19 protein-coding genes and 1 pseudogene are annotated in these 24,520 nt (G+C 59.4%); 4 read left to right on the top strand and 16 right to left on the bottom strand.

What is annotated here, in order from left to right:
- Window positions 1-240: 240 nt before the first annotated feature.
- Window positions 241-1,302, top strand: a pseudogene (locus JFT91_RS30320) (methyl-accepting chemotaxis protein); the annotation flags it as partial.
- A complete protein-coding gene (locus tag JFT91_RS30315; RefSeq protein WP_518524897.1) occupies window positions 1,297-2,160 on the top strand; it encodes a methyl-accepting chemotaxis protein in 864 nt (287 codons plus the stop codon). The pseudogene JFT91_RS30320 and the gene JFT91_RS30315, both read left to right, overlap by 6 nt.
- 144 nt (window positions 2,161-2,304) lie before the next feature.
- Here the strand turns inward: JFT91_RS30315 and JFT91_RS23725 are convergent, their stop codons facing one another.
- The 10 genes from JFT91_RS23725 to JFT91_RS23680 form a co-directional block, all read right to left on the bottom strand.
- Window positions 2,305-2,778 carry a transcriptional regulator gene (locus JFT91_RS23725; RefSeq protein WP_201234310.1) on the bottom strand — a complete coding sequence of 158 codons (474 nt, stop codon included), beginning with the start codon at window positions 2,776-2,778 and terminating at the stop codon, window positions 2,305-2,307.
- Between the two features lie 52 nt (window positions 2,779-2,830).
- Entirely contained in the window at window positions 2,831-3,184 is a 354-nt protein-coding gene (locus JFT91_RS23720) for a type II toxin-antitoxin system HigB family toxin (RefSeq protein WP_242489354.1), read from the bottom strand.
- A gap of 207 nt (window positions 3,185-3,391) precedes the next feature.
- Complete coding sequence (locus JFT91_RS23715) at window positions 3,392-3,811, bottom strand: type II toxin-antitoxin system VapC family toxin (protein WP_201234068.1); 420 nt, start codon at window positions 3,809-3,811, stop codon at window positions 3,392-3,394.
- The gene (locus JFT91_RS23710) at window positions 3,808-4,053 is read right to left on the bottom strand and encodes a FitA-like ribbon-helix-helix domain-containing protein (protein ID WP_201234067.1); all 246 of its coding nucleotides are present in this window, start codon (window positions 4,051-4,053) and stop codon (window positions 3,808-3,810) included. The genes JFT91_RS23715 and JFT91_RS23710 overlap by 4 nt, the downstream gene beginning before the upstream one ends.
- A gap of 91 nt (window positions 4,054-4,144) precedes the next feature.
- The gene (locus JFT91_RS23705) at window positions 4,145-5,518 is read right to left on the bottom strand and encodes a DUF1329 domain-containing protein (protein ID WP_201200397.1); all 1,374 of its coding nucleotides are present in this window, start codon (window positions 5,516-5,518) and stop codon (window positions 4,145-4,147) included.
- Between the two features lie 162 nt (window positions 5,519-5,680).
- Complete coding sequence (locus JFT91_RS23700; RefSeq protein WP_201200395.1) at window positions 5,681-7,639, bottom strand: DUF1302 domain-containing protein; 1,959 nt, start codon at window positions 7,637-7,639, stop codon at window positions 5,681-5,683.
- A 45-nt stretch (window positions 7,640-7,684) separates the two neighbouring features.
- The gene (locus JFT91_RS23695) at window positions 7,685-8,974 is read right to left on the bottom strand and encodes a phospholipase C/P1 nuclease family protein (protein WP_201200394.1); all 1,290 of its coding nucleotides are present in this window, start codon (window positions 8,972-8,974) and stop codon (window positions 7,685-7,687) included.
- Window positions 8,975-9,215: 241 nt separating this feature from the next.
- The gene (locus JFT91_RS23690; protein WP_201234066.1) at window positions 9,216-10,784 is read right to left on the bottom strand and encodes an FGGY-family carbohydrate kinase; all 1,569 of its coding nucleotides are present in this window, start codon (window positions 10,782-10,784) and stop codon (window positions 9,216-9,218) included.
- A 20-nt stretch (window positions 10,785-10,804) separates the two neighbouring features.
- Complete coding sequence (locus JFT91_RS23685; protein ID WP_201234065.1) at window positions 10,805-12,400, bottom strand: glycerol-3-phosphate dehydrogenase/oxidase; 1,596 nt, start codon at window positions 12,398-12,400, stop codon at window positions 10,805-10,807.
- Window positions 12,401-12,405: 5 nt separating this feature from the next.
- Window positions 12,406-14,001, bottom strand: a complete 1,596-nt coding sequence (locus JFT91_RS23680; RefSeq protein WP_201234064.1) for an FAD-binding oxidoreductase — start codon at window positions 13,999-14,001, stop codon at window positions 12,406-12,408.
- Window positions 14,002-14,211: 210 nt separating this feature from the next.
- On the opposite strand from JFT91_RS23680, the gene gliR reads away from it, so the two are divergent.
- Entirely contained in the window at window positions 14,212-15,228 is a 1,017-nt protein-coding gene (gene gliR / locus JFT91_RS23675) for an AraC family transcriptional regulator GliR (protein WP_201234063.1), read from the top strand.
- Between the two features lie 2,528 nt (window positions 15,229-17,756).
- Window positions 17,757-18,122, top strand: a complete 366-nt coding sequence (locus tag JFT91_RS23670; protein WP_201234062.1) for a DUF6124 family protein — start codon at window positions 17,757-17,759, stop codon at window positions 18,120-18,122.
- 66 nt (window positions 18,123-18,188) lie between these two features.
- On the opposite strand, the gene JFT91_RS23665 is transcribed toward JFT91_RS23670, so the two are convergent.
- The 6 genes from JFT91_RS23665 to JFT91_RS23640 all read right to left on the bottom strand — a co-directional run bounded on the left by JFT91_RS23665 (window position 18,189) and on the right by JFT91_RS23640 (window position 24,432).
- Entirely contained in the window at window positions 18,189-18,557 is a 369-nt protein-coding gene (locus JFT91_RS23665) for a glyoxalase superfamily protein (protein ID WP_201234061.1), read from the bottom strand.
- A 151-nt stretch (window positions 18,558-18,708) separates the two neighbouring features.
- Window positions 18,709-20,166 (bottom strand): N-acyl-D-amino-acid deacylase family protein, encoded by a 1,458-nt coding sequence (locus JFT91_RS23660; RefSeq protein ID WP_201234060.1) that lies wholly within the window; start codon window positions 20,164-20,166, stop codon window positions 18,709-18,711.
- 1 nt (window position 20,167) lies between these two features.
- The gene (locus tag JFT91_RS23655) at window positions 20,168-21,028 is read right to left on the bottom strand and encodes a MurR/RpiR family transcriptional regulator (RefSeq protein WP_201228059.1); all 861 of its coding nucleotides are present in this window, start codon (window positions 21,026-21,028) and stop codon (window positions 20,168-20,170) included.
- Between the two features lie 15 nt (window positions 21,029-21,043).
- On the bottom strand, window positions 21,044-22,393 hold the full coding sequence (locus JFT91_RS23650; protein ID WP_166220365.1) for a GntP family permease: 1,350 nt from the start codon (window positions 22,391-22,393) through the stop codon (window positions 21,044-21,046).
- 388 nt (window positions 22,394-22,781) lie between these two features.
- Window positions 22,782-23,297, bottom strand: coding sequence for a Fic/DOC family protein (locus JFT91_RS23645; protein WP_242489353.1), 516 nt, complete (start codon window positions 23,295-23,297; stop codon window positions 22,782-22,784).
- 241 nt (window positions 23,298-23,538) lie between these two features.
- Window positions 23,539-24,432: an NAD-dependent epimerase/dehydratase family protein gene (locus JFT91_RS23640; protein WP_201234058.1), complete on the bottom strand. Its 894-nt coding sequence runs from the start codon at window positions 24,430-24,432 to the stop codon at window positions 23,539-23,541.
- Window positions 24,433-24,520 lie beyond the last annotated feature (88 nt).

Raw genomic sequence — 24,520 nt, 5'->3', positions numbered from 1 at the left:
CAGCCAGCATCACTTGTCATTCGATGCGACGAAACTACAGAGGCTCGCGTGGGCAGCGGGTGAAACCCATGTGAAAAAAGTCTTGGGATCGTCTGTTACAAATTCTGTCCGACAAAAACCTTTCAGCTCTAGCATTTTCGGCCGATAAACACCTGCTAACACCCTTGCTGGCTCGAAAAAAACAACAATCTTCCAGCCTAACTGACGATCAAGAAACCCTATGTTTCTGGAGGAATTGTGATGAATAGCTGGTTCGGCAACATCAGTGTGAACATGAAACTGGGCCTGGGCTTCGGCCTCGTGCTGGCCCTTACCTGCGTGCTGGCCCTGACTGGCTGGACCAGCCTCGGCGGTCTGATCGACCGCAGCAACTGGATGAGCGACATCACCCAGCTCAACGCCGGTTTGACCAAACTGCGTGTGGTGCGCCTGCAATACATGCTGACCAATGGCGATGAAACCGCCGCGCAGAACGTGCAGACCACCCTTGAAGGTTTCGCCGCGCAACAACAGAAGCTGATCAACAGTTTCAAGAGCCCGGAAAACGTCAAACTGCTCAAGGAACAGGCAGCAACCATCGCTGAATACCAGACGTCGCTGAACAAAATGCGCAATGCCTACCGCACCGGTAGCAGCGCCCGCGACACCATGAGCACCAACGCCGAGACCGCTTACAACCTGATCGAATCGATCAGCAACCGCGTCCAGCAAATGGCCATGAGCGAGCAGCGTTTCGAACAGTTCCAGGCCATCACCACGGCCAAGGAAGCGTTCATCCTCGCGCGCTACGAAGTACGCGGCTACACCGCCTCCAGCAACGCCGAAACCGAACAAAAAGCCGTCGGCCAATTGGACGTGGCGATCGCGAGCCTCAAGCAATTGCAGGTGCATTTTGCCGACAGCCAGCAAGACGCCTTGCGCCAGCTGGAAACCGCGCTGGTCAATTACCGCAGCGCCTTGATGGCGTTTAAAAATGCCAACAGCGAAGCCGTACAGGCCCGCAAGGAAATGACTGATCAAGGCACCACCATCGTCGCCCTGAGCGAGCAGCTGTATCAGATTCAGCTCGACCGTCGCGACATCGAAAGCGCCCAGGCGCGCACCTTCCAGTTGATCAGCACCCTACTGGCCCTGCTGGTTGGCGTGATTGCCGCCGTGATCATCACCCGTCAGATCACCCGTCCGCTGCAAGACACCCTGGCCGTGGTCGAGCGTATCGCCAGCGGCGACCTGACCCAGAACGTCACCGTCACCCGCCGTGACGAACTGGGTGTGCTGCAACAAGGCATCGCGCGCATGGGCGTGACCCTGCGCGACTTGATCAGCGGCATCCGCGACGGCGTCACCCAGATCGCCAGCGCCGCTGAAGAACTCTCGGCCGTCACCGAGCAGACCAGCGCCGGTGTGAACAGCCAGAAAGTCGAGACCGATCAGGTCGCCACCGCGATGCACGAGATGACTGCCACCGTGCAGGAAGTCGCGCGCAACGCTGAAGAGGCCTCGCAAGCGGCTGCCGCTGCTGACGGCGAAGCCCGTGAAGGCGACAAAGTGGTCAACGAAGCCATCGCCCAGATCGAACGTCTGGCCAGCGAAGTTGTACGTTCCACCGAAGCCATGAGCGTGCTGCAACAGGAAAGCGACAAGATCGGCAGCGTCATGGACGTGATCAAAGCCGTCGCCGAACAGACCAACCTGCTCGCGCTCAACGCTGCAATCGAGGCGGCGCGTGCCGGTGAAGCCGGCCGTGGTTTTGCCGTGGTCGCCGACGAAGTCCGTGGCCTGGCGCAGCGCACGCAGAAGTCCACCGAAGAAATCGAAGGTCTGGTCGCCGGTTTGCAGAATGGCACCCAGCAAGTCTCGGCAGTGATGAGCAACAGCCGCGCGCTGACTGACAGCAGCGTCGCCCTGACCCGCAAGGCTGGCCTGTCGCTGGAAAACATCACCCGCACGGTGTCGAATATTCAGTCGATGAACCAACAGATCGCTGCGGCGGCTGAACAGCAAAGTGCAGTGGCTGAAGAGATCAGCCGCAGCATCATCAACGTGCGCGACGTGTCCGAGCAGACAGCGGCGGCCAGTGATGAGACCGCAGCGTCCAGCGTTGAGCTGGCGCGTTTGGGTGGTCAGTTGCAGCAGATGGTCAGCCACTTCCGCGTTTGACCTTCAGTCAGCGTCATAGCCTAGATCCAATCGCGGGCAAGCCCGCTCCCACAGGTTTTGCGGCGTTCACAGAGTTTGTGTCCGACGCGATACCTGTGGGAGCGGGCTTGCCCGCGATTGCGTTAGACCTGTCACCGCATCAAGTCAAACCACGCCATGCATGAAGAACTCAACCGGCACTTTAAAGAATTCGGCAAAACCTTTGATTTGAGCAACCGTCATTTTTCGCTTGTTATTCAATATCTCTGAAACAGCACTCTGAGTTGCGATATCAGACAAATCCTTCTGCTTGACCCCTCTTTCCGAAATCAGAAACGCCAGCGCCTCTGATTGGGATGAGTAAGGAATCAAAACAGTTTCAGCCTCGTACTCATACACTCGATCAGACACCAACTCCGCAAACCGCGCTGCTGCGTGGTCTTCATTGTCAGCATGCGAGTAAAGCTCATCGATCAGCGCCATCCGCACCTGCAAGTCAGCATCGTTCTTGATCGGGTCATGACAGGCAGACAATAGCTTGGACAACGTAGCTATCTGTTCGCCCAAGCCATCAAGCATGGGCGAAATATCGGCTATGAAGGAATCCAGTCCGGTGGCTTCGACCTTTTTGCGCTTCATGTTCCCACCCTTGATTTCATTAAACATAAATAGCTTGGGCCACTCTGACCAACTACTTAACTTCAGCCTTCCACCATTTGTCGTATCCAGCATGGGGAAGAATTTCCTTGATATAGACAGTGCCGGTTTTAGTGTTGATCCACGTAATGATTCGGCACTCATTTTTTTTGATATCAAAAACGTAAATATCCAGCGGGCCTTTTTTACTGGTCAGCCTCAGCTTCGAGTGAGGGATGCGATCGACGTTCCATCCTGAGGCACTGGCCCAGTCTTGACGTAGCTTCTCAAACGACTCAAAGCGCAGCGGTGCCCGGTCGAAGATGGTTAGCCACAAGGTGAGAGCATCTCTCCACTGGCCATGGGTTTCAATGGCCCGCGCAACCGCCGCTTTTGTGATCACTCTCATAAATTTTCGGTTCTGGCGTCCCTACATGCGCCAAAATTTATCGCACATCCAGATATCTGTAAAGCAGATATCTTCCATAAACTTGAACGCTCTGTTCGCCATAGAGGTGAATCCGTTGCCGCGACTCTCATGGTCCGCGGCTCTATACAGGCGCTTCCTTCGGCAACGCCTGCTGGGCGTGAGTGCGAGCAAAAATCCGGGTGTGCTTCAGTCCAGCCAGGGATTGATCACCTCGACTCCTGAAAACTCAAAATCCTTCACGTTACGAGTGGCTATGGCTGCGCCATGAGCTCGGCAGATTGCGGCGATTTGCGCATCAGCCATCGATACAGCGCGCCCCCTCGCTTCGCAATCTGCGACAAGGGTTGCGTACTCAACGGCGGCGTGCGCATCGAACGGCAAAATGCGTCCGGCAAAATCCTCTTCGAACATGGCCATGGCATGAGCTTCAAGTTTTTGTTTGCGCTTGCCAGAAGAAAGGCGTGCGATGCCGTGGAGAATTTCTGCCACTGTCACCGCACTGACTGCCAGATCCATCGCTGGTTGCGCATCAACCCAGACAAGCACCCGGGCTTCTGGCTCGACGCGCATAAACTCTGAAAGAACATTGGTATCGAGCACTATCATTCAGAGAAATCCACCGCAGTGGCTGTCTCTGAGCGCTCTGGCAAATCGAGGTCAACTCCGCCGACAGCGTTGAACCGATTGCGTATCCGGCTGCCAAGTCCACCGGCGCGATCAACAGTCGCCAAGGCTCTACCCAAAATGAGGCGAGCCTCCTCCTCCATGGAGTGTCCGTTATGCGCTGCGGTAATACGCAATTGTTCTTTCAGCTTCTCATCAAGGTTTCGAATTGTGATGCTGGCCATGATGCCCCCCTGCAATCAATGAAATCATTGATTGCAGGCTAGCACATCCTGCCGTGCCGAAATCCGGCGATCTTCCGAACGGCACCCCACCTCACCGCGTGCCACGCTGACGCAATGCCGACGGCATAAAATACGCATCTTCCGGCACCGGTTGCGCAAAATCCACGGTCTCCGCTTCTTCGTTATCGAGGTTCTGCACGTAGTAACGGCGGGCCTGCAAGTCATGGAAAACGTCCAGCGCACTCCACGTCGTTGGCAGGTCGTAGAAGTTTTTCAGGTAGGCCATCGACACGCGCCACAACTCCCCTCGCCCGTCGTATTGATCGACCAGCGCCGCGCCCCAGCTGTCTTCATCGAGAAACAGCACGCGCTTGGAATAGATGTGTCGCGCGCCCGGTTTCAGGTTGCCTTCAACCACCCACACCCGGTGCAGTTCATAACGCGTGAATTGCGGATTGAGGTGGCCCGGCGTGAGCAGTTGCGCGTATTTCACGTCGGGGCTGCCAACTTTGTAGTTGTTGTACGGAATGTAGATTTCCTGTTTGCCCTTGAGCTTCCACTCATAGCGATCCGGCGAGCCGTTGAACAGGTCGGTGTCGTCGGCCGTGCGCAGGCCATCGGATGATGCAATCGGCGTGTCATAGGCGAGGTTCGGTGCGCGGCGCACGCGGCGTTGGCCGGCGTCGTAGATCCAGGCCTGGCGCGGGTCTTTCAGCTGATCGAGCATCTCATGCACCAACGCTGCACCGCCGGCCAGCCGCGCCGGACTTTTCACAAAGGCGAGGTAGTAGAACAGGATGTTTTTCAGGTCGGCGAACTGGCCGCCGGGACGGTAATAGTTGAAGAGTGCCTCCTGCTGCGAGGTCACCAGGGCAAAGCTGCCGTTGCGCTGGACCGGCGCTTCGGAAGCGCGGCGCACCACGTAGATACCGCGATAGCGGGTGATGTGGTTCCACAACACTTCAATGCCGTCCTTCGGTACCGGGAACGGCACGCCGCCATAGGCATCGGAGAAACCGCTGCCGCCCTCGAGCAGCTTGGCCGAGGTGGCATTTTTCAGAGTGTTGTCGTACAGCCATTGCGGTGCCGAACCTGATCGACGGGAAGGATAGATCGGCATCTGAAAGGTGTCGGGGTAGCTGTTGAACATCGCGATCTGGCCCGGGCTGAGATGGGCCTTGTACTGATCGAGGTTAGCCTTGGTGATGGTGAACAGCGGTTTGTCCGCCGCATACGGATCGGGGTGATGCTGGCCGGGTTTGTAGCCGGCCGGCGCCTGGGTGATGCCGCCAGTCCACGCGGGAATGGTGCCCGCCGCGTTGCCGGCACGCTCGGCGCCCATGGGGGTCAGGGTGGTTTTCAGCTGTTCGGCTTGCTGTGGGGTGATGGCGGCCAGGGCGGTGCCTGCGGCCAGACCCAGCACGAGCGCCAACGATATTCTTGTCAGTCGTGAAGTGTGAAACATGATCTTCTCCAAAACGGGAGTGAGGTCTGCAAATCACCGTAGATCCCCTGTAGGAGTGAGCCTGCTCGCGATAGCGGTGTATCAGACAACACCTACAGCGACTGACAATTCGCTATCGCGAGCAGGCTCACTCCTACAAGGGGTGCGCCTGTGGTCTGGAATTCACAGGAAATACTTGAGGTTGAACCCGATGTTGTCGCGGTCGCGAATGCCGTTGTTTTGCCCGCCGCCGTAGAACTCGGTGTATTGCAGCTCGGCCTCAAGCTTGTTCTGGTAATTGGCCTTGATCCCCAGCGTGTAGGCCTTGCGACCTTCGATGGTGTTGCCGGCCTGATAGCTGTTGCCTTTGAAGTCGTCCTTGTAGACGACATAAGGCGAGACGTTGACCCCGGCGTACACGTCGTTCCACGTGCCATTGAGCATTGCCGTGTAGCTGTAGGAATCACGGTTGACCTGATCGTCACGATCACCGCCCGACACATAGGAATAATTACCGGTGCCGGCGTAGTAACGGGTGCTGCCGTCATAAGCGGTGTATTGCAGGCTGCTGCCGCGCAGGTGCTCGGAGGCCAGTTCGAAGATGCCGAACAGCGAATCGAACGAGGCCGTCGGACCGAAGTTGTAGATAATGCCCAACGAAGTGTTGAAGGCTTCCACACGCTCGGCGTTGTTGATCTCACTGTTGAGGTTGACCATCTGCCCGCCGACATTGATCGACTTGCCCGTCACCGCCACGGCGGCACCGTTGGCCAGGTCGCCGATCAAATCGTTGGTGGCCGCGACGCCAATCGGCAGGTTCGGTCGATAAGCGATTTCGCCGAACACCGATGCCGTACCCAGCGTGGTGTTGAAGCTGAAACCGTACATGCGAATGTCTTCGGCGTAACGTCGATGCGCCTGGATGTTTCCCATGACATCAGCGGTGGCCAGACCGTTGGCGAGTGCCCCGGCCTGACTGCCGGCGACACCGGACAACAGGTTGGTCAGGGCATCCATGTCGATGCCTTTGTACCCGCCAAGGTCAGCGGCAATGGTCGGCTCCTTGGCGTGGTAATTGACCATGTACAAGCCGAACTCGGTGCTGTTGAGTTGCTCGGCGATATAGCGAAAGGCAAAGCCGAACTGGCCGTCGTTGCGCGCGTTGTAGTCCTTGCCGACCGAGGCCACTTTGAGGGTATTGCCATACGCCGGGGTCACGCCGTTGGCGTACAGGCCGGTGGTTTGCAGGGCCTGGCTCAGCAACGGGTTATTGCCCAACGCGCTGTACAAGCCGATGACATTGCCAAAACCGGGCACCGGCGTATCGAGCGCGGTGCCGCTGAAGTTGTTGTAGCCGGTGTTGCCGCCGTCGGCGAACAGGTCAGTTTGCGAGTAGAAGGTGCCGACCGGATCGATGCGGGTTTCCTTCCAGTTGGTCTGGTAGAAACTCTCCATGGTCAGGCTGTCGGTCAGGCCGATGTTGAAGCTCAGCGCCTCCACCGGCACCAGCACTTCCTTGACCTCGGCGCCGGGCAAGCGGTACTTGGCAGCGTCCACCGGGTTGGTGGTGTTGATCCCGCCGCGATAGAAAATCCCTTCGCCCCAGTTGAACACCTGGCGGCCGACCCGCGCGGTGACCGGCATCTGCGCAACGTCCCAACTGCCATGCACGTAGGCGTCGAGCATCTCGATGCGGCCGCCGGCGATGTCGCGGGTCTGGCTGGTGAAGTGGTTGTCCTGCGGGTAACTCTGGCTGGGTTGCGACGGGTTGTTGTTGTCGTAGTAGTCGTTGCGCTTGTCCATCAGTTGCGTGTCGTAAAACGCAGTGCCGCGCATGAACAAACCATAGTTCTGATAGTTAGCCTCAAGCTCGGAGGTGATCTTGTACACCTCGGAAACCAGCCCGGTGTCGAAGTTGCGATTGCCGTCGTTGGTGTTGACGTCATCGTTAGTCTTGTCGCGACCCTGCACCCGCCACAGGCGCCCGTACGACAAGGTCGTGTCGAGGGAACCGGTGACCTGCTTGTCCATCAGGCTGAACTCCACAGCCTGCGCGCTATCGACTGCGCACAGTTGCAGCAACCCTGCCAAACCAACACCGGGAAGCGCCGCGCCAGACCGGCGCAATCGAGTACTGATCATCTGATCCTCCTTGTTTTTGTTGTTTTTCGTGTCGCGTCGCGATCGTTAAGGGACCAATCCCGCACTGACATAAATCCGGCTGTGCGAGCCGAAATGACCGAGCAATCTGAACAACTGTTGGTTGAGTACCGGGTGGTCGAAATCTTCACGGTGCAGTCGATTACCGCCGCTGAAATCACTGGTCGCCGGAGTCGTTTCCAGCCACTGACCGATGGCCTCGTCGAAGGCGGCGGAAGCATCGACAGACTCGGCGCTGACCACTTCGCGCAGGTAGTCGACGGAGTACGGTGGATACGTTTCGTCTCGGGCAACGTCGGCGTAAGCGTCGAGCATCGGATGCGGCTGACCGGCACGCAGCAAACGGCGCAACCAGGTCGATTGGTACTTCTCCACCTCCATGTGCCGGGTGGCGACGCGTTCGATGGAGGCCTGCTTATCCTCAGCGAAACCGGCGATGGCTTTGCCTTCCAGCAGCAAAAGACTGGCAAGATCGACGCCGGGCAATGGCTTGGCGTGATAAGGCTGGGTCAGGTCCTGAATGTGGTGCAGGCCCCAGCCGAGAAAACGGTAGCCCCAGTACGGATGGCCACTGGCAAACGCCAGTCGGGCCAACCCCATGTATTGATACGCGCGCCAGTCCGGCCAACTGCGTTCGAGAAACCCGGCAGCGGCGTAGACCACCGCGCTTTCATGGAAAAAACCCATGTGGAACGGCGCCTGTGAGCTGTACTGAAACCTTGCATCACCGAAGGGTTGCGGGCCGAAGCCGTAGCGCGCACCGACTTCACCCGGGTTGTCGCTGAACAGGTTGATGTCGTGGCCGTAATCGGGTTCGTCGGCGGCGCTGGCCAGCACGGCCAGTGGTGCGACTTTTTCGTGCTCGGCGACAACGATGAAACGTTGGCGATTCCACGGTGAAAGGGTCTGTTCGACCATGACCTGATCGGCTTGCAGGTGCGCGCGTTCGGGCAGGTCTTTGCCAGGCAATGGCTGAATGACCATCGCCAGATGGATCTCGGGATTGATGCGCAATGCGCTGAGGAAATCGTGGCGCAGATTGTCACTCGGCGTGGCCGGTAATTTCAGGCTGTCGGGGCGTGGCGGGTATTGGGCAAAGTGCTCGCGGGCGAAGCTTTCCTGTTCCTCGAGCAACGCGCTGACCGCCTCGTACTGCTCCACCAGAAAGGATTCCAGCGGCTCGACTTCGATGGGCGGCGCATCGCGCAACGCCGGCAGATCCTGCAACGCCAGGTAGCTGCCCACCGTATGGTTCGACCAGCCCCAGGCGCTCGGGGCTGTTGCACAAAGCAGCAGCAGGAGGAATGTCAGCTTCATTGCTTTTGGTTCTTATTGGATGTGCTGTGAGGGTTGAGCCTAACAACCGACCCCGCTGCTGACACTGTCCGATCTCACCAGAAAAGCTCTCCGATGGCGCCATTTACCCGATTGCCAGAACACCGCCGCCCCCTGTAGGAGTGAGCCTGCTCGCGATAGCGGTGTGTCATTCAAATGGATATTGGCTGACACTCCGCTATCGCGAGCAGGCTCACTCCTACAATGGGATCGTGGTGTCTTCTTAAGCGGGGTAGCCGGTGATTTTGCGGATGCTTTGGTACAACGGTTTGAGTTGGCGGTACATGCGCAGGTAGACCTCTTTGTACAGTTGCTCGTAGATTTTCTGCGCTTCAGGTTGCGGGGTGAAAACCGCACCGACGCGGGTCATGGCTGCGATTGCCGTGGGGAAATCCGCGTGCAATCCGAGCCCCACTGCGCAGCAGATCGCTGCGCCCAGGCCGGACGCTTCATACACATGCGGACGCTCCGCCGGCAGGCCGAAAATATTTGCCGTGAGCTGCATCGCCGCATCACTCTGCGACCCGCCTCCGGCCACCCGCAAACGCTTGATCGAGATCTTCGAGCGCTTCTCGATGTTCTCCATGCCCTGACGCAGCGCATAGGCCAACCCTTCAAGAATCGCCCGGTAGATGTGCGCACGGGTGTGCACGTCGCCGAAACCGATCATGGCGCCTTTCGCTTCGACACCCGGCTCGCGAATCCCCGGCGACCAATAGGGTTGCAACATCAGCCCCATCGAACCCGGTGGCACCGCGTTGACCAGCGCATCAAAGAGCTGCTCGGGCTCGATGCCCTGCTCTTTCGCCTGCTGCATCTCGCGCAAGCCGAACTCGTTCTTGAACCAGCTGACCATCCAGTAACCGCGATAAATCATCACCTCGCAGTTGTACTGATCCGGCACCGCCGAGGGGTACGGCGGAATCAGCGGGACGATTTCCAGATAGCGCGAGCGGGTGCTGGTGATCGTCGCTGTGGTGCCGTAGGACAGGCACACCGTATCGGCGTCGACCACGCCGGAACCGAGCACTTCGCAGGCCTTGTCTGCGCCTGCCGCAATCAGCGGCAGCCCTTCCGGAATCCCGGTGTGGCGGCAGGCTTCAGCGGTGATGTAGCCAAGGGTTTCACCGGGCTTGTACAACGTCGGCAACTGCTCGGGGCGCACCGCCAGGGCCTGCCATTTCCAGTCACTCGGCGCGGCCCATTTCAGGCGTTTGAAGTCGAACGGCAAGTAGCCAACGCAGCAACCCACCGAGTCGACAAAGCGTCCGCACAGTCGATGCGTGAGAAACCCCGAGAGCAGCAAAAACTTGTCCGTCGCCGCCCACACGTCTGGCTGATGCTGCGCGATCCAGTTGGCCTCAGCCTGGGCACGAAAGTAATCCACCGTGCCCTGCGCGCCGACCAGTTTGAACAACCAGCCCCACGGTCCCTTGATCCCGCCTTGGACTTCGCTCTGACGTTGATCCAGCCAGAGGATGGCCGGGCGCAGCGGTTTGCCCTCGGCATCGACATTGATCACCGTGCCGCGCTGGGTAGTCAGCGACACACCGGCAATCTGCGTGCGATCAATGCCGGTTTGCGACCACACCTGCTGACACGCCTCGCCCAATTTCGACCAGTAATACTCCGGATCCTGCTCGGCCCAACCCGGTTGCGTCGAGTAATACGCCTGCAATTCGACCTTGCCTTTGCCCAGCAGATTGCCCTGCAAATCGAAGAGCAGCGCGCGCACGCTCTGGGTGCCGTTGTCGATGGCCAGCAGGTAACGCTTGTTCGGGTGGTTATCCATGGAGCTCTCTTCAGGGGGCATCAAGGCGTGGCATCCGGCAAACCGTGATGGCGTTGCCACAACGCCCGATAACGCTGTATTTCCTGCTGCCAGTGTTCGTCGCTCCAGCCCAGTCGTGGCTGGCAGAGCTGGCGGATGGCGGCAAAACAGTCTTCGCCACCACGCGGCAACAGCAGACCCAGACGCGTGCGGCGCAGCAGCAGATCGTCGAGGTGCAAGACCATTTCCGCGTCGCAGGCGAAGGCCAATTCCGCCCACAACGTGTCCGTAGCGCCGACCGTTTCGTGACCGACGTCTTTGATCAATTGCGCCAGCCTCGGCAGGTTTCGGCCATGCCTTCCGGCCAGTCGTCGCCACTGCTGACTGCTCAATTCTGGAATCGGCAGCGCAGGCACAGCGGCAAACACTGGCGCAGCGTCATCGACGAAGGGCCGCCCGAGCATCGCTGCGCAAGCCTTGAGCACTTCGATGGCTTGCGGGCGAAACGTGGTCAGTTTGCCGCCGGCCAATGTTACGCAACCGGGCTCCTGCCACAGCACGTGCTCGCGGGTTTCGTTAGATGGTTTGTCTTGATGATCACCCGTCGCACCGCCGACCACCGGGCGCACGCCGGACCAGGTCGACAGCACGTCATTGGCCGTGACTTCAGCGCCGGGGAATTGTTGTGTGCAGGCCGCCAGCAGATAGTCGAGTTCTTCGCCGCTGATGCTCGCGCTCTGATCCAGATCCTCGCGATGATCGAGATCGGTGGTGCCGACCACGGTCGCGCCTTCCCACGGAAAAACGAATACCGGACGCCGGTCGCGCTCATGCAGAAAAGTGAAGGCCTGCGCCACTGGCAAACGCCAACCCGGCAGCAATAAATGACTGCCACGCAACGGGCGCAATTGCCTTGGAGCCTCAGTTGGCCGCAAACGCTCAGCCCAGGCGCCAGTGGCCACAGCGAGTACCCCGCAGCGAAACTGCAGAGTCGCGCCGGCCTCGCAATCTTCGATCTGAACGCCACACACCCGCCCGCTTTCACGCAGCAAATGTTCGACGCGAACGCCGTTGACCACGACAGCGCCATCCGCGCGCGCCTCGCCCAACACACGCACCACTAACCGCGCATCATCGGTCAGCGCATCGGCAAAACAGGTACCGCCGAGCAAGTCGTTTTCTTTCACGCCGGGCGCCAGATAACGCAGTTGCTGCGCATCATGAAAACGATGACTGCGCCGTCCGGCCAAGGCGTCGTAAACGCTTAACAAACCACCCAACACCCGCGGCCCGGGAAAACCGCCGCGATAGTGCGGCATCATGAAACTCATCGGTTCGACCAGCCCCGGCGCTTCGTCGAGCAAGCGCTGACGCTCGCGCACTGAATCGCGGGTCAGGCGCCATTGCCCTTTGGCGATATAGCGCAAGCCGCCATGAACCATTTTCGATGATCGGCTGGAAGTGCCCCAGGCAAAATCACGCTGCTCCAGCAGCAGACAGCGCCAGCCACGACGCGCGGCTTCACGCAGGATTCCGGCGCCACTGATGCCGCCGCCGATCACGATCAGATCCCAGGTTTCCTCCGCCAGCGTCGGCAAAGTCTGCTGGCGCCATGCGGCGTTCCAGTCCTGACTCATGGCCGTCACTCCGGCAACAGCGTGCCGGGATTGAGGCGCCCGGCCGGATCGAAGTGTCTGCCCAAGGCTTGCAAGGCATCGATCGCCAATGCGCCTTTCTCGCGTAGCAGATACGGCGCGTGATCCTTGCCGACACCGTGCTGATGGCTGATGGTGCCATGGTTGTCGACGATGGTCTGGCTGGCCGCGTGCTTGAGTGCTTTCCAGCGCGCCAGCGTCGCCGGATAATCCGCCGCCGGACGGAACACGTAGGTGGTGTAGATGCTCGATCCTTCGCCATAAACGTGGGACAGGTGGGTGAACACATGCACCCGTTCGCCCTCCGCCGCCAAAGCGTCACGCAGACTGTTTTCGATGAGACCGAGGAGATTGTCGACGTTGCTCCAGTCGGTGGCTGTTTCCAGCGTGTCGACCACGTAACCGGCGTTCCACAGGTTTTCGCGCAGATAGGGAAAACGAAAGCGGTTCTGCGCCCATTTGTTGCCGAGCAAGGTCCCGGTAAATACGCCGCCGAAGGCTTTCAGATGCTGACGGGCCTGGCTCAGCGACAGCGCGTTTTGCCGACGATTGCCGGTCACGCCGAAAGTCAGCAGGCACTTGCCCGCGCCTGCCCCGCGTAAGCTCAGGTACTTTTCCAGCCAGGCGATTTGCTGCGGATGACCGGCCAGAGCCAGTTGTGTTTCGGTTTCCACCGCGTTGGACAGGCGCAGCATCGACAGCGGCACGCGCGCCTGAGCGAGTTGGCGGATCGCTTGCAGCGCTTTGGTCCAGCTCGGCAGGAATACCCCGTAGAAGCGTTCATCAGCGGGCAGTGCGCTTACTCGCACTTTGACTTCGGAAATGATCCCGAATCGACCTTCGCAGCCCAGTACCACTTCGCGCAAATCCGGGCCTGCCGCCGAGGCAGGAAAGGTCGGAATTTGCAGAGGCCCGGCGAAGGTTTCCAGCGTCCCGCCAGCGAACAATTGTTCGATGCGCCCATAGCGCAACGATTGTTGGCCACTGGAACGACTGGCGACCCAACCGCCCAAGGTCGACAGCTCCCACGATTGCGGAAAATGCCCGAGGGTGTAGCCACGGGCGCGCAGTTGGCTTTCCACCTGCGGTCCGGTGGCGCCAGGGCCGAAGGTTGCCAGCAGGCTCTGCTCGTCGAGGTCGATCAACCGGTTCATCCGCGCCAGCGACACCGTCACCACCGGCCGCACGGAATTCGTCGGGTTGATGTGGCCGGCCACCGACGTGCCGCCGCCATAGGGGATCAGGCACAAATCCTGTTCATGGGCGAGCGCCAGCAGCAGGCGAATCTGCTCGCCAGTCTCGGGAAACGCCACGGCATCGGGATAGTTGCCCAGCGCACCTTCGCGCAACGCCAGCCAGTCCGGCAGGCTCTGGCCCCGGGCATGCAGTAACCGGTCATGGCCATCGACGCTGTACAGCGTATGAGCCTGCAATCGCGAGGCCGGTACGCGGGCCAATGCCGCTTCAAGCGTGGCATCGGGCAGCGCTCGACCCACGCCCAGCCGCTCATGGAGAAACTCCGCGCCTTGGGCCGGCAGTTCGACCACCGTGTTTGCATCTCCCCAGCCGTTCCAGCGTCGCATGCGTGTGTCCTTTTTCGGTTCTTATCAGCGATATTTCAGGCCCCCATACTAGCCAGCGGCCGAAAAGTGTCACGGTCGCATCCGGCCAGTTCGTGTAGCCAATTGAGTCAAACGTCGCGCAAGCGTCAGCCATTTACTTTAGTCGTGGTTTCAAATTACCTTTCAGGGCATTCATCCGCTCATGCACGCTTTGATCAAGGGAATTCGATCATGCAATCGCTCGGCTTCACCTCAGTTCCGCCGCTGCTTAAATATCTGCGCCATGCCGAGCAATTGGGCATGGCCGTTGAGCCGGCATTGGCGGCGGCTGGTTTACAGGCGCAGCAGTTGAGCGACAACACCCTGCGCTTGCCGGGTGAGGCCCATGAAAAGCTCCTCGATTATTTCTGCGAACACTCGGGCGATCCGCTGTTCGGGCTCAACGCGGCGAACTTTGTCCTGCCCAACTCGTGGAGCGTGCTCGGTTACATCACCATGAACTGCGCGACGCTGGGCGATGCCATGAGCCGGATCATGCCCTTCGAGAAACTGGTCGGCGACATGGGCTTGAGTCGCGCCGAAGTGCTGGATGGCCACGTGCATTTGATCTGGACCTGCCGATATCAGCGCCCACGGATCCGTCGGCATCTGGTGGAAAACGTGCTGGGTTCGTGGCTGCACTATGCGCGCTGGATTGCCGATACGCAGATGTCGCCGGCCGCGGTCTGGCTGGAGCATTCGTGCCCGGCCGAAGCCACGCCAGCACAGTACGAGGCGTTCTTCGATTGCCCGGTGTTGTTCGATCAGGCGTATTCGGCGCTGATTGTGCCGCTGCCGTATCTGCAGTTGCCGTTGCGCCAGGCCGACGCGCAATTGCTGCGCACCCTGGAAGAACATGCGTTGGGGTTGATGGCGACGCTGGAGGATGCCTCGCTTGCACAGCAGGTGAAAAATATCCTGCGTCAGTTGCTCAAGGAAGGCTTGCCGCGCAAGGAGCAGGTGGCCGAGCATCTCGCTGTTTCCGTGCGCACGTTGCAGCGGCAGTTGCATCAGGCGGGAACGTCTTATCAGCAGATTCTGGATGATTTGCGTCAGGAGCTGGCTGAGCATTATCTGTTGAACAGTACGCTGCCGATTCAGGACATTGCGCAGTATCTGGGGTTTACCGAACCGAGGTCGTTTCATCGCACGTTCAAGAGCCGGCGGGGGATGCCGCCGGGGGAGTTTCGGCAGATGCATCGGGGGTGACTGGATTGGCCTCATCGCGAGCAGGCTCACTCCTACAATTGATCTTCAGTGAACGCAGATTCTGTGTCCGGCACAATTCCCTGTAGGAGTGAGCCTGCTCGCGATGGCGTCAGTTTCATCGCACGTTCAAGAGCCGGCGGGGGATGCCGTCCGGGGAGTTTCGGCAGATGCATCGGGGGTGACTGGATTGGCCCCATCGCGAGCAGGCTCACTCCTACAGTTGATCTTCAGTGAACGCAGATTCTGTGTCCGGCACAATCCCCTGTAGGAGTGAGCCTGCTCGCGATGGCGTCAGTTTCATCGCACGTTCAAGAGCCGGCGGGGGATGCCGTCCGGGGAGTTTCGGCAGATGCATCGGGGGTGACTGGATTGGCCCCATCGCGAGCAGGCTCACTCCTACAATTGATCTTCAGTGAACGCAGATTCTGTGTCCGGCACAATCCTCTGTAGGAGTGAGCCTGCTCGCGATGGCGTCAGTTTCATCGCACGTTCAAGAGCCGGCGGGGGATGCCGTCCGGGGAGTTTCGGCAGATGCATCGGGGGTGACTGGATTGGCCCCATCGCGAGCAGGCTCACTCCTACAGTTGATCTTCAGTGAACGCAGATTCTGTGTCCGGCACAATCCCCTGTAGGAGTGAGCCTGCTCGCGATGACGTCAGTTTCATCGCACGTTCAAGAGCCGGCGGGGGATGCCGCCCGGGGAGTTTCGGCAGATGCATCGGGGGTGACTGGATTGGCCCCATCGCGAGCAGGCTCACTCCTACAGTTGATCTTCAGTGAACACAGATTCTGTGTCCGGCACAATTCCCTGTAGGAGTGAGCCTGCTCGCGATGGCGTCAGTTTCATCGCACGTTCAAGAGCCGGCGGGGGATGCCGTCCGGGGAGTTTCGGCAGATGCATCGGGGGTGACTGGATTGGCCCCATCGCGAGCAGGCTCACTCCTACAGTTGATCTTCAGTGAACGCAGATTCTGTGTCCGGCACAATCCCCTGTAGGAGTGAGCCTGCTCGCGATGGCGTCAGTTTCATCGCACGTTCAAGAGCCGGCGGGGGATGCCGTCCGGGGAGTTTCGGCAGATGCATCGGGGGTGACTGGATTGGCCTCATCGCGAGCAGGCTCACTCCTACAATTGATCTTCAGTGAACGCAGATTCTGTGTCCGGCACAATTCCCTGTAGGAGTGAGCCTGCTCGCGATGGCGTCAGTTTCATCGCACGTTCAAGAGCCGGCGGGGGATGCCGTCCGGGGAGTTTCGGCAGATGCATCGGGGGTGACTGGATTGGCCTCATCGCGAGCAGGCTCACTCCTACAGTTGATCTTCAGTGAACGCAGATTCTGTGTCCGGCACAATCCTCTGTAGGAGTGAGCCTGCTCGCGATGGCGTCAGTTTCATCGCACGTTCAAGAGCCGGCGGGGGATGCCGTCCGGGGAGTTTCGGCAGATGCATCGGGGGTGACTGGATTGGCCTCATCGCGAGCAGGCTCACTCCTACAATTGATCTTCAGTGAACGCAGATTCTGTGTCCGGCACAATTCCCTGTAGGAGTGAGCCTGCTCGCGATGGCGTCAGTTTCATCGCACGTTCAAGAGCCGGCGGGGGATGCCGCCGGGGGAGTTTCGGCAGATGCATCGGGGGTGACTGGATTGGCCCCATCGCGAGCAGGCTCACTCCTACAGTTGATCTTCAGTGAACGCAGATTCTGTGTCCGGCACAATCCTCTGTAGGAGTGAGCCTGCTCGCGATGGCGTCAGTTTCATCGCACGTTCAAGAGCCGGCGGGGGATGCCGTCCGGGGAGTTTCGGCAGATGCATCGGGGGTGACTGGATTGGCCCCATCGCGAGCAGGCTCACTCCTACAATTGATCTTCAGTGAACGCAGATTCTGTGTCCGGCACAATCCTCTGTAGGAGTGAGCCTGCTCGCGATGGCGTCAGTTTCATCGCACGTTCAAGAGCCGGCGGGGGATGCCGTCCGGGGAGTTTCGGCAGATGCATCGGGGGTGACTGGATTGGCCTCATCGCGAGCAGGCTCACTCCTACAATTGATCTTCAGTGAACGCAGATTCTGTGTCCGGCACAATCCTCTGTAGGAGTGAGCCTGCTCGCGATGGCGTCAGTCGCCGCACCTAAATCCGACAGGCAAATCCTCAAACTCTGTAGCGCAATAAACCTCTTACACCGCAGCTGTTTAAAGACACTCAGTGTTACGCGCAAGAGCCTACAAATCCTTGCGCCGTTGCCTACCGCTAAGCCAGAATCCGCCGGCTTGTGCGCTTGGGAGGCGGTCGGTAACTTGGTTCGCGTCACTGATTTCCAGTGATCGGGTTTAGTAGCCCGGCATCCTCAATCTAAATAGCTGCATGAGTACCACTCAGTCAGGCGAATGCTTGTACCTAATGGTGGCTGTGCGCATGGCGCCCTCGGGTGCGCCGGATTTGGATTGGGGTCCGGTCTACTAACTTGCGCACAGCTGCCACCCATCCGTTTAGTAGCGAGATCGGTTGCGGCCTTACTAAAAGGTCTCAATCCAATGTTCAAAGTTACGCCCAATCCGCCGGAAACCGATCCGGCATCCCCCTACGAATCACCCAACTCAAAGAAATTCCACGAAGCCGCCGAACACGCCCTCGACCACTATCTCAGCCCGCCCACCGCCGAGATCATGGCCGCGCCCTACAAACCCAACAAGCTGTACATGACCGACCCCGAAGCCGATACCGAGTCGCTGCTGGTGGATGCCAGTGAAACCCTCGGCTCGGCCATTGTCATGCTGCATAACCACGTAGCGCTGGTCGAAGGCACGCACCGCAAAACCCTGCAAGGCATTGCTCAGGTGGTGATGCTAGCGGAGTTGGCGGTCAATCGCGTGCTTGATCGGTTAGTGCCGACCGAGTAACGAAAAAGCCCACTGTCAGACCGTAAGGGTTTGGCAGCGGGCTTTTCTATGCGGCTTGAAACTGTTTCAAACACTGATCGCGTTGGTGAACACCAGGCGATTGCCGAACGGATCAGCAATCGTCATGTCTTGGCTGCCCCACGGCATGGCCTGGATTTGTGGGTGCGAGAATTTGTAGTCCTTGGCGATCAGTTGCTGCTGGAAAGCCTCCAGTTCATCGGTCTCGATGCGCAATGCCGAACCCGGGCTCGCATCGCCATGGTGCTCGGACAGGTGCAGCACGCACTCGCCACGGGACACTTGCAGATACAACGGGAAGTTCGCCTCAAAGCGGTGCTGCCAGTCGATCTTGAAGCCGAGGAAGTCGACATAGAACTCTACGGCTTTGGCTTCATCGAAAATCCGCAGGATCGGGGTGGTTTTGCCGAAGCTCATGGGGTGCTCCCTGACTGGTTGGCCCGACAGTGTAGCTGGGCTGGATGTCAGCACTTCGGCTTGTTGCGGACTTTCTTTAATTGCAATGTGCCACCATGAGACATGGATCAAAAGATCGCAGCCTTCGGCAGCTCCTACAGGGGTTCCGTGATCAATTGAAACCTTTGCGTAGATCACCTTCCCTTGCCAGAAAGCGTCCTTCCCGTTTGTCATTTGCCTGGCCGTCGCGGTAACTCAAAACACCGTTGATCCACACGCCATCAATGCCCTGCGCTGCTCGCTGCGGATCATTGAAATCCGCTACATCGCGCACGGTCAGCGGATCGAACAACACCAGGTCCGCCCAATACCCTTCTCGAATTTCGCCGCGTTCCTTCAAACCAAATCGCGCCGCCGACAACCCGGTCATCTTGTGTACGGCGGTGTGCAGCGGAAACAGGCCGACGTCGCGACTGAAATGGCCCAATACCCGTGGGAAAGCGCCCCACAGGCGTGGATGCGGGAACGGGTCTTCCGGCAGTCCGTCAGAGCCCACCATCGACAACGGATGCGCGAGGATTCTTCGTACGTCCGCCTCGTCCATTCCGTAGTACACCGCACCCGCCGGTTGCAGGCGTTTGGCCGCGTCGATCAACGGCACGTTCCATTCTGCGGCGATGTCGATCAAATCGCGGCCACTGACTTCCGGATGCGGCGTCGACCAAGTGATGGTGATGCGATGCGCATCAGTGACTTGCTTCAGATCCAGCGTCGAAGAACTCGCCGCATACGGATAGCAATCGCAACCGACCGGGTGGGTTTTTGCCGCTTCTTCCAGCGATGCGAGCAGCTGCGGACTACGCCCCCAATTACCGACGCCAGCACATTTCAGGTGGGAAATGATCACCGGGGATTTGGCGTGACGACCAATCTGAAAGGCCTCATCCATAGCCTCCAGCACCGGGGCGAATTCACTGCGCAAATGGGTGGTGTACACCGCACCAAACGCCGTGAGCTCTTCGGTCAGTTGCATGACTTCATCGGTGGAGGCGTTATAGGCGCTGGCGTACGCCAAGCCTGTGGATAAGCCGAGCGCGCCAGCCTCAAGGCTTTCACGCAATTGCTCGCGCATTGCGGCGATTTCCTCAGGCGTGGCCGTGCGGAACAAGTCATCAAGGTGATTGCTGCGCAGCGCTGTGTGGCCGACCAGCGCCGCCACATTCAACGTGGTGTTGGCCGCTTCGACCGCTGCGCGGTAATCGCTGAAGCGTGGATAGACGAATGCCGCCGCCGTGCCGAGCAGATTCATCGGATCCGGTGGATTGCCTTTCAGACTGACCGGAGACGCACTGATCCCGCAGTTGCCGACGATCACCGTGGTCACGCCTTGGCTGAGCTTGGGCAGCATTTCGGGCTGACGGATGACCACCGTGTCGTCGTGGGTGTGCACGTCGATGAAACCCGGCGCCAGCACGCGGCCGGCGGCATCGATTTCCTCGGCAGCGCTGGCGTCGTGCAAGTCACCGATGCGCTCGATGCGACCATCACGAATTGCCACGTCGGCGTGGTAACCGGGCGTGTTGCTGCCGTCGATGATCAGGGCGTTGCGAATCAGCGTGTCGTACTGCATGTCAGTCTCCCAGCGGCAGGTGATCGTCGCCGCCACGGTATTCGTCGAGGGCGAGTTTGATCCGCCGCAGACGTTCTTGGTTGTCTTCAGGATTGGCCAGCGCCAGTTCGGTGGCGAGCACGTCGATCGCAAGCAGCATGCCGTAGCGCGCCGCCGTCGGTTTGTAGATGAACGAGGTTTCCGCGCCTTGCAGCGGCAGGACGATGTCGGCCAGTTCGGCCAGCGGCGAATCGGCGCGGGTGATCGCCAGAATGCGCGCGCCGTAATTGCGCGCCAGCTCGACAGTCTCCAGCAATTCCGGGGTGATGCCGGTCAGCGAACAGACGATGAGCACTTGCTCGGCGTTCAGGCTGGCGGCGGTGACGCGCATCATCACGGCGTCGTGACACACGGCGATCGGATAGCCGAGGCGCACCAGCCGTACCTGCAATTCGTCACTGCACAGCGTCGAGCAACCGCCCATGCCGAACGCATGAATCATCCGTGCCTGGCCAAGTAATCTCACCGCATCGGCGAAGCGCGACTCGTCGAATCCAGCGAGATGCTGGCGCAGCGTGGTTTCGATATCGCCGACGATCTGCCCGTAGAACGCCGACTGTTCAGGCGTGCCCGCCGGGTCGAGAAAACGGCTGCCGACGCCGCTGGCCTGAGCCAGTTGCAGGCGTAGATCACGCAGGTCACGGCAACCGACGCTGCGGGCAAACCGCGACAGCGTGGCGGTGCTGACCTCGGCGCGTTGCGCCAGATCTTCGAGGCTGGCGGAGGCAGCAAAACCAACGTCGTCGAGCATCAGCCGAGCGATGCGGCCCTCGCCGGCGCTGAAGGAATCCTGGCGGGCGCGGATCTGGTAGAGGATGTCCATGGCGGCGGGCTCCGGTTACAACAGATAAGAAAGGCCGACGGTCAGACCGAAAGCGACCAGCGAGATCAACGTCTCAAGCACGGTCCAGGTCTTGAACGTCTGCGCGACCGTCATGTTGAAGTATTCCTTGATCAACCAGAAGCCGCCGTCGTTGACGTGGGAAAAGATAACCGAGCCAGCACCGGTCGCCAGCACCAACAGCTCAGGGTGTGGATATCCCAGACCAATGGCCACCGGCGCGACCACCCCGGACGCGGTGGTCATGGCCACGGTGGCGGAGCCTGTGGCGATGCGCATCAACGCCGCGAACAACCAGCCCATGATCAGCGGCGACAGGTGAAATTCGTGCGCGAGGCCGACGATCTGATCGGTCACGCCGGCATCCACCAGAATCCGGTTCAGACCGCCGCCAGCCCCGACCAGCAGGGTGATGCTGGCGGTCGGTGCCAGACATTCGTTGGTGAATTTGAGGATCGATTCGCGGTTGAAACCCTGGGCGATGCCCAGCGTCCAGAAACTCAGCAACGTTGCCAGCAACAGGGCGATCACCGAGTTGCCGATGAACAACAGGAACTGATTGAAACCGCTGCCCGGCGTGGAAATCAGGTTGGCCCATCCGCCGATCAGCATCAGCACCACTGGTAGCAGAATGGTCGCCATGGTGATGCCGAAACCCGGCAGCTTGTCGCGCGGTTCGCGGTCGAGAAATTGTTTTTCCAGCGGGTTATCTGCCGGCAACTGAATGCGCGGCACGATGAATTTGGCGTAGAGCGGGCCGGCGATGATCGCCGTCGGAATGCCGATCGCAATCGCATACAACAAGGTCTGCCCGACCGACGCCTGATACGCCTGCACCGCGAGCATTGCCGCCGGGTGCGGCGGCACCAGCGCATGCACCACCGAGAGGCCGGCAACCATCGGCAGACCGACCATCAGGATCGACACACCGACGCGCCGCGCCACGGTGAAGGCAATCGGCACCAGCAAGACAAAACCGACTTCGAAGAACAACGGCAGCCCGACCAGAAACGCAATGCAGACCATCGCCCAGTGCGCGTTCTTCTCGCCAAACTTATCGATCAAGGTGCGCGCCATCTGCTCGGCGCCACCGGACTCGGCCATCATCTTGCCGAGCATCGTCCCCAGCGCTACCACCAGCGCAATGTGCCCCAGCGTCTTGCCCACGCCGGCCTCATACGCGCCCACCACGCCCGACGGCGGCATCCCGGCCACCAGCGCCAGACCAATGGAAATCAGGGTGATGACGATGAACGGATTGAGCCGGTAACGGGCGATCAATACGATCAGCGCGATGATGGCGACGGCGGCATATACCAGCAGCCAATAGCCGAAAGAAGGCGTCATGCGGTACTCCTCGAAAGGGTCACGTTCGAATGGGTTGTGAAACTCATAAATCATTTCGAGATCGAGTTTTCAAACCGCATGAAAGTAATTTTCGTGGAGAGGTAAGGCGTGTCGCAAATGGATATGTCGTGTCGCGATTAATGAAAATCGAGGGGCGGGATTTACATAAGTTTCCTGGCAGGTGAAAAACCAATGTGGGAGCGAGCCTGCTCGCGAAGACGGTCTCGCATTCAGCATTTCTATCGACTGAAGCACCGCTTTCGCGAGCAGGCTCGCTCCCACAGTTTTGATCGTATTCGTTCACCGAATCCCTGAAGCAATTGAACGCAAACTCAAAGTCAAAAACAGCAAGTTCCTGCACCTCTCCCTGGCCAAGTAACGTCGCCGTTCAAGCCCACAAGGCTTGTCGTACCCAATACTCCATCGGTTCGTAGTTGCAATTCAGACCTTGGTGAATCGCAGAAAAATAAGCTTCTTTGTTTCGTTCCCAACTGCTGTAGTCGAGCGCAACGTAGCCCGCTTGCACGGCCATGACATCCGCCAATAATCGCGACAACCGTTCATTACCTTCACGGAACGGATGAATCAGGATGAACTCCACGTGCGTAACCGCGATGGCGTGAATCAGGTTTTCGTCCAGATCAGGCCTGCATGGCGTGTATTTCGCCAGGCAGCTCTTTTCGAACGCATCCAGCAGTCGAGGAATCTGCGGTGCCGCCGCAAAGAAGAATCCATCCTTGCCAAGGTTCACCGCACGAACATCACCCGCCCATGGATAGATATTCCCCAGCCATTGCCGATGCCAGTCCTGCAAATCCTCAACAGTGATTGACCGATCCGGCAAATCCTCGATAAGCACGGACTGGTAGAGTTTTTCCAAAAGCACCAGTTCTGCGTCTTCCATTTCCTCAGGATCGCAGAGGCCCAATTTGTTGCTCAGTACTTGCTCATTCGAGCCGGGCTGAAAGCGGCTCTGTGCGCCCTCTGCGTCATATCGGTTAGTCATCCTTGCACCTTTGAACCGGCATAGTTGCGAGCACCATAAGACCGGTCTGACACGAGAGCAAAGCCTGAAATACAAACGGCCGCCCGAGGGCAGCCGTTTTGAGGGGGGATCGCCAAGCCCTACAGGGCTTAAACACCCATCACACCATTTCGTTACGAATCCATTCAACCACCGACGTGCGTTTCGGCGCCCAGCCCAGCAGTTCACGCGCATGTTTGCCGCGCACGCGGCTGTTGGAACCGAGGCCATAGTTGGCCATTTCGTAGCCCCATTCGGCTTCGGCGTCTTTCAGTGGCCAGTCTTGCGGTTCGCCGAGGTTCAGCGCTTGGGCCATGGCGGTGGTCATGTCGACGAACGACGCTTCGCCGCTTTCGACGAAGTAGAAAGTACCCGGTACGTTCTTGGTCAGCGCCAGCAGATACAAGGCAACGACGTCTTCGATGTGCACGTTGGACCAGATGTTCTGACCCGTGCCGACATGGCGCACGACGCCGCTTTTGCGCGCCTGTTTGAGCAGACGTGGCAACTGCACGCTGTCGCGATTGACGCCCAGGCTGTGGCCGTAGATCAATGTGTTGCAGATGACGGCGGAGTTCACGCCATCCTTCGCCGCCGCGAGGATCAGGTTATCGATCGCCACACGCGCAGCCTTGTCGACGGTCGGTTCCGGCAGATTGTCTTCGTAGTAGATGACGTCGCTGGATTTACCGCCCGACGCATCGCCGACGATGCTCGAACCGCTGGTGTGCAGGAATACCTTGTTGGAACCGCGCAAGGCGTCGAGCAAGGCCTCGACCGCACCGCGGTGGTCGCTGCTGGCAGCGTTGATCACGGCATCGGCGGCGCGCGCCTGTTCGGCGAGCAGCGCTTGGTTGTCGAGGGTGCCGATCACCGGGGTGATGCCCAGTGCTTTCAGCTCATCAGCCTGTTCGGCGCTGCGCACCAGACCGCTGACGTTATGGCCGGCCTGGACCAGACCGGTAGCGATCGAGCCGCCGATAAAACCGGCAGCGCCGGTGACGAATACGTTCATGGAGAAACTCCCTGCGTGAATAAGTGATGGGACGAGTATCGGCCGATGCCGCTCGGGGAAACACCCGCCGTGACCCAATTCACTCTTG

This window comes from Pseudomonas sp. TH08 (assembly GCF_016651275.1).
GTDB lineage: Bacteria > Pseudomonadota > Gammaproteobacteria > Pseudomonadales > Pseudomonadaceae > Aquipseudomonas.
Note: the sequence above shows the minus strand (reverse complement) of the source record. Positions and strands in the feature narration are given on the sequence as shown.

Bases quoted from the DNA above. Each gene is read 5' to 3' on its own strand.
- JFT91_RS23645 (WP_242489353.1), bottom strand. From the start codon at position 23,297: ATGGAAGACGCAGAACTGGTGCTTTTGGAAAAACTCTACCAGTCCGTG.
- JFT91_RS23720 (WP_242489354.1), bottom strand. From the start codon at position 3,184: ATGAGAGTGATCACAAAAGCGGCGGTTGCGCGGGCCATTGAAACCCAT.
- JFT91_RS23655 (WP_201228059.1), bottom strand. From the start codon at position 21,028: ATGGACATCCTCTACCAGATCCGCGCCCGCCAGGATTCCTTCAGCGCC.
- JFT91_RS23715 (WP_201234068.1), bottom strand. From the start codon at position 3,811: ATGATAGTGCTCGATACCAATGTTCTTTCAGAGTTTATGCGCGTCGAG.
- JFT91_RS23680 (WP_201234064.1), bottom strand. From the start codon at position 14,001: ATGCGACGCTGGAACGGCTGGGGAGATGCAAACACGGTGGTCGAACTG.
- gliR (WP_201234063.1), top strand. From the start codon at position 14,212: ATGCAATCGCTCGGCTTCACCTCAGTTCCGCCGCTGCTTAAATATCTG.
- JFT91_RS23700 (WP_201200395.1), bottom strand. From the start codon at position 7,639: ATGATCAGTACTCGATTGCGCCGGTCTGGCGCGGCGCTTCCCGGTGTT.
- JFT91_RS23685 (WP_201234065.1), bottom strand. From the start codon at position 12,400: ATGAGTCAGGACTGGAACGCCGCATGGCGCCAGCAGACTTTGCCGACG.
- JFT91_RS23660 (WP_201234060.1), bottom strand. From the start codon at position 20,166: ATGCAGTACGACACGCTGATTCGCAACGCCCTGATCATCGACGGCAGC.
- JFT91_RS23695 (WP_201200394.1), bottom strand. From the start codon at position 8,974: ATGAAGCTGACATTCCTCCTGCTGCTGCTTTGTGCAACAGCCCCGAGC.
- JFT91_RS30315 (WP_518524897.1), top strand. From the start codon at position 1,297: ATGGGCGTGACCCTGCGCGACTTGATCAGCGGCATCCGCGACGGCGTC.
- JFT91_RS23670 (WP_201234062.1), top strand. From the start codon at position 17,757: ATGTTCAAAGTTACGCCCAATCCGCCGGAAACCGATCCGGCATCCCCC.
- JFT91_RS23640 (WP_201234058.1), bottom strand. From the start codon at position 24,432: ATGAACGTATTCGTCACCGGCGCTGCCGGTTTTATCGGCGGCTCGATC.
- JFT91_RS23705 (WP_201200397.1), bottom strand. From the start codon at position 5,518: ATGTTTCACACTTCACGACTGACAAGAATATCGTTGGCGCTCGTGCTG.
- JFT91_RS23690 (WP_201234066.1), bottom strand. From the start codon at position 10,784: ATGGATAACCACCCGAACAAGCGTTACCTGCTGGCCATCGACAACGGC.
- JFT91_RS23725 (WP_201234310.1), bottom strand. From the start codon at position 2,778: ATGAAGCGCAAAAAGGTCGAAGCCACCGGACTGGATTCCTTCATAGCC.
- JFT91_RS23650 (WP_166220365.1), bottom strand. From the start codon at position 22,393: ATGACGCCTTCTTTCGGCTATTGGCTGCTGGTATATGCCGCCGTCGCC.
- JFT91_RS23665 (WP_201234061.1), bottom strand. From the start codon at position 18,557: ATGAGCTTCGGCAAAACCACCCCGATCCTGCGGATTTTCGATGAAGCC.
- JFT91_RS23710 (WP_201234067.1), bottom strand. From the start codon at position 4,053: ATGGCCAGCATCACAATTCGAAACCTTGATGAGAAGCTGAAAGAACAA.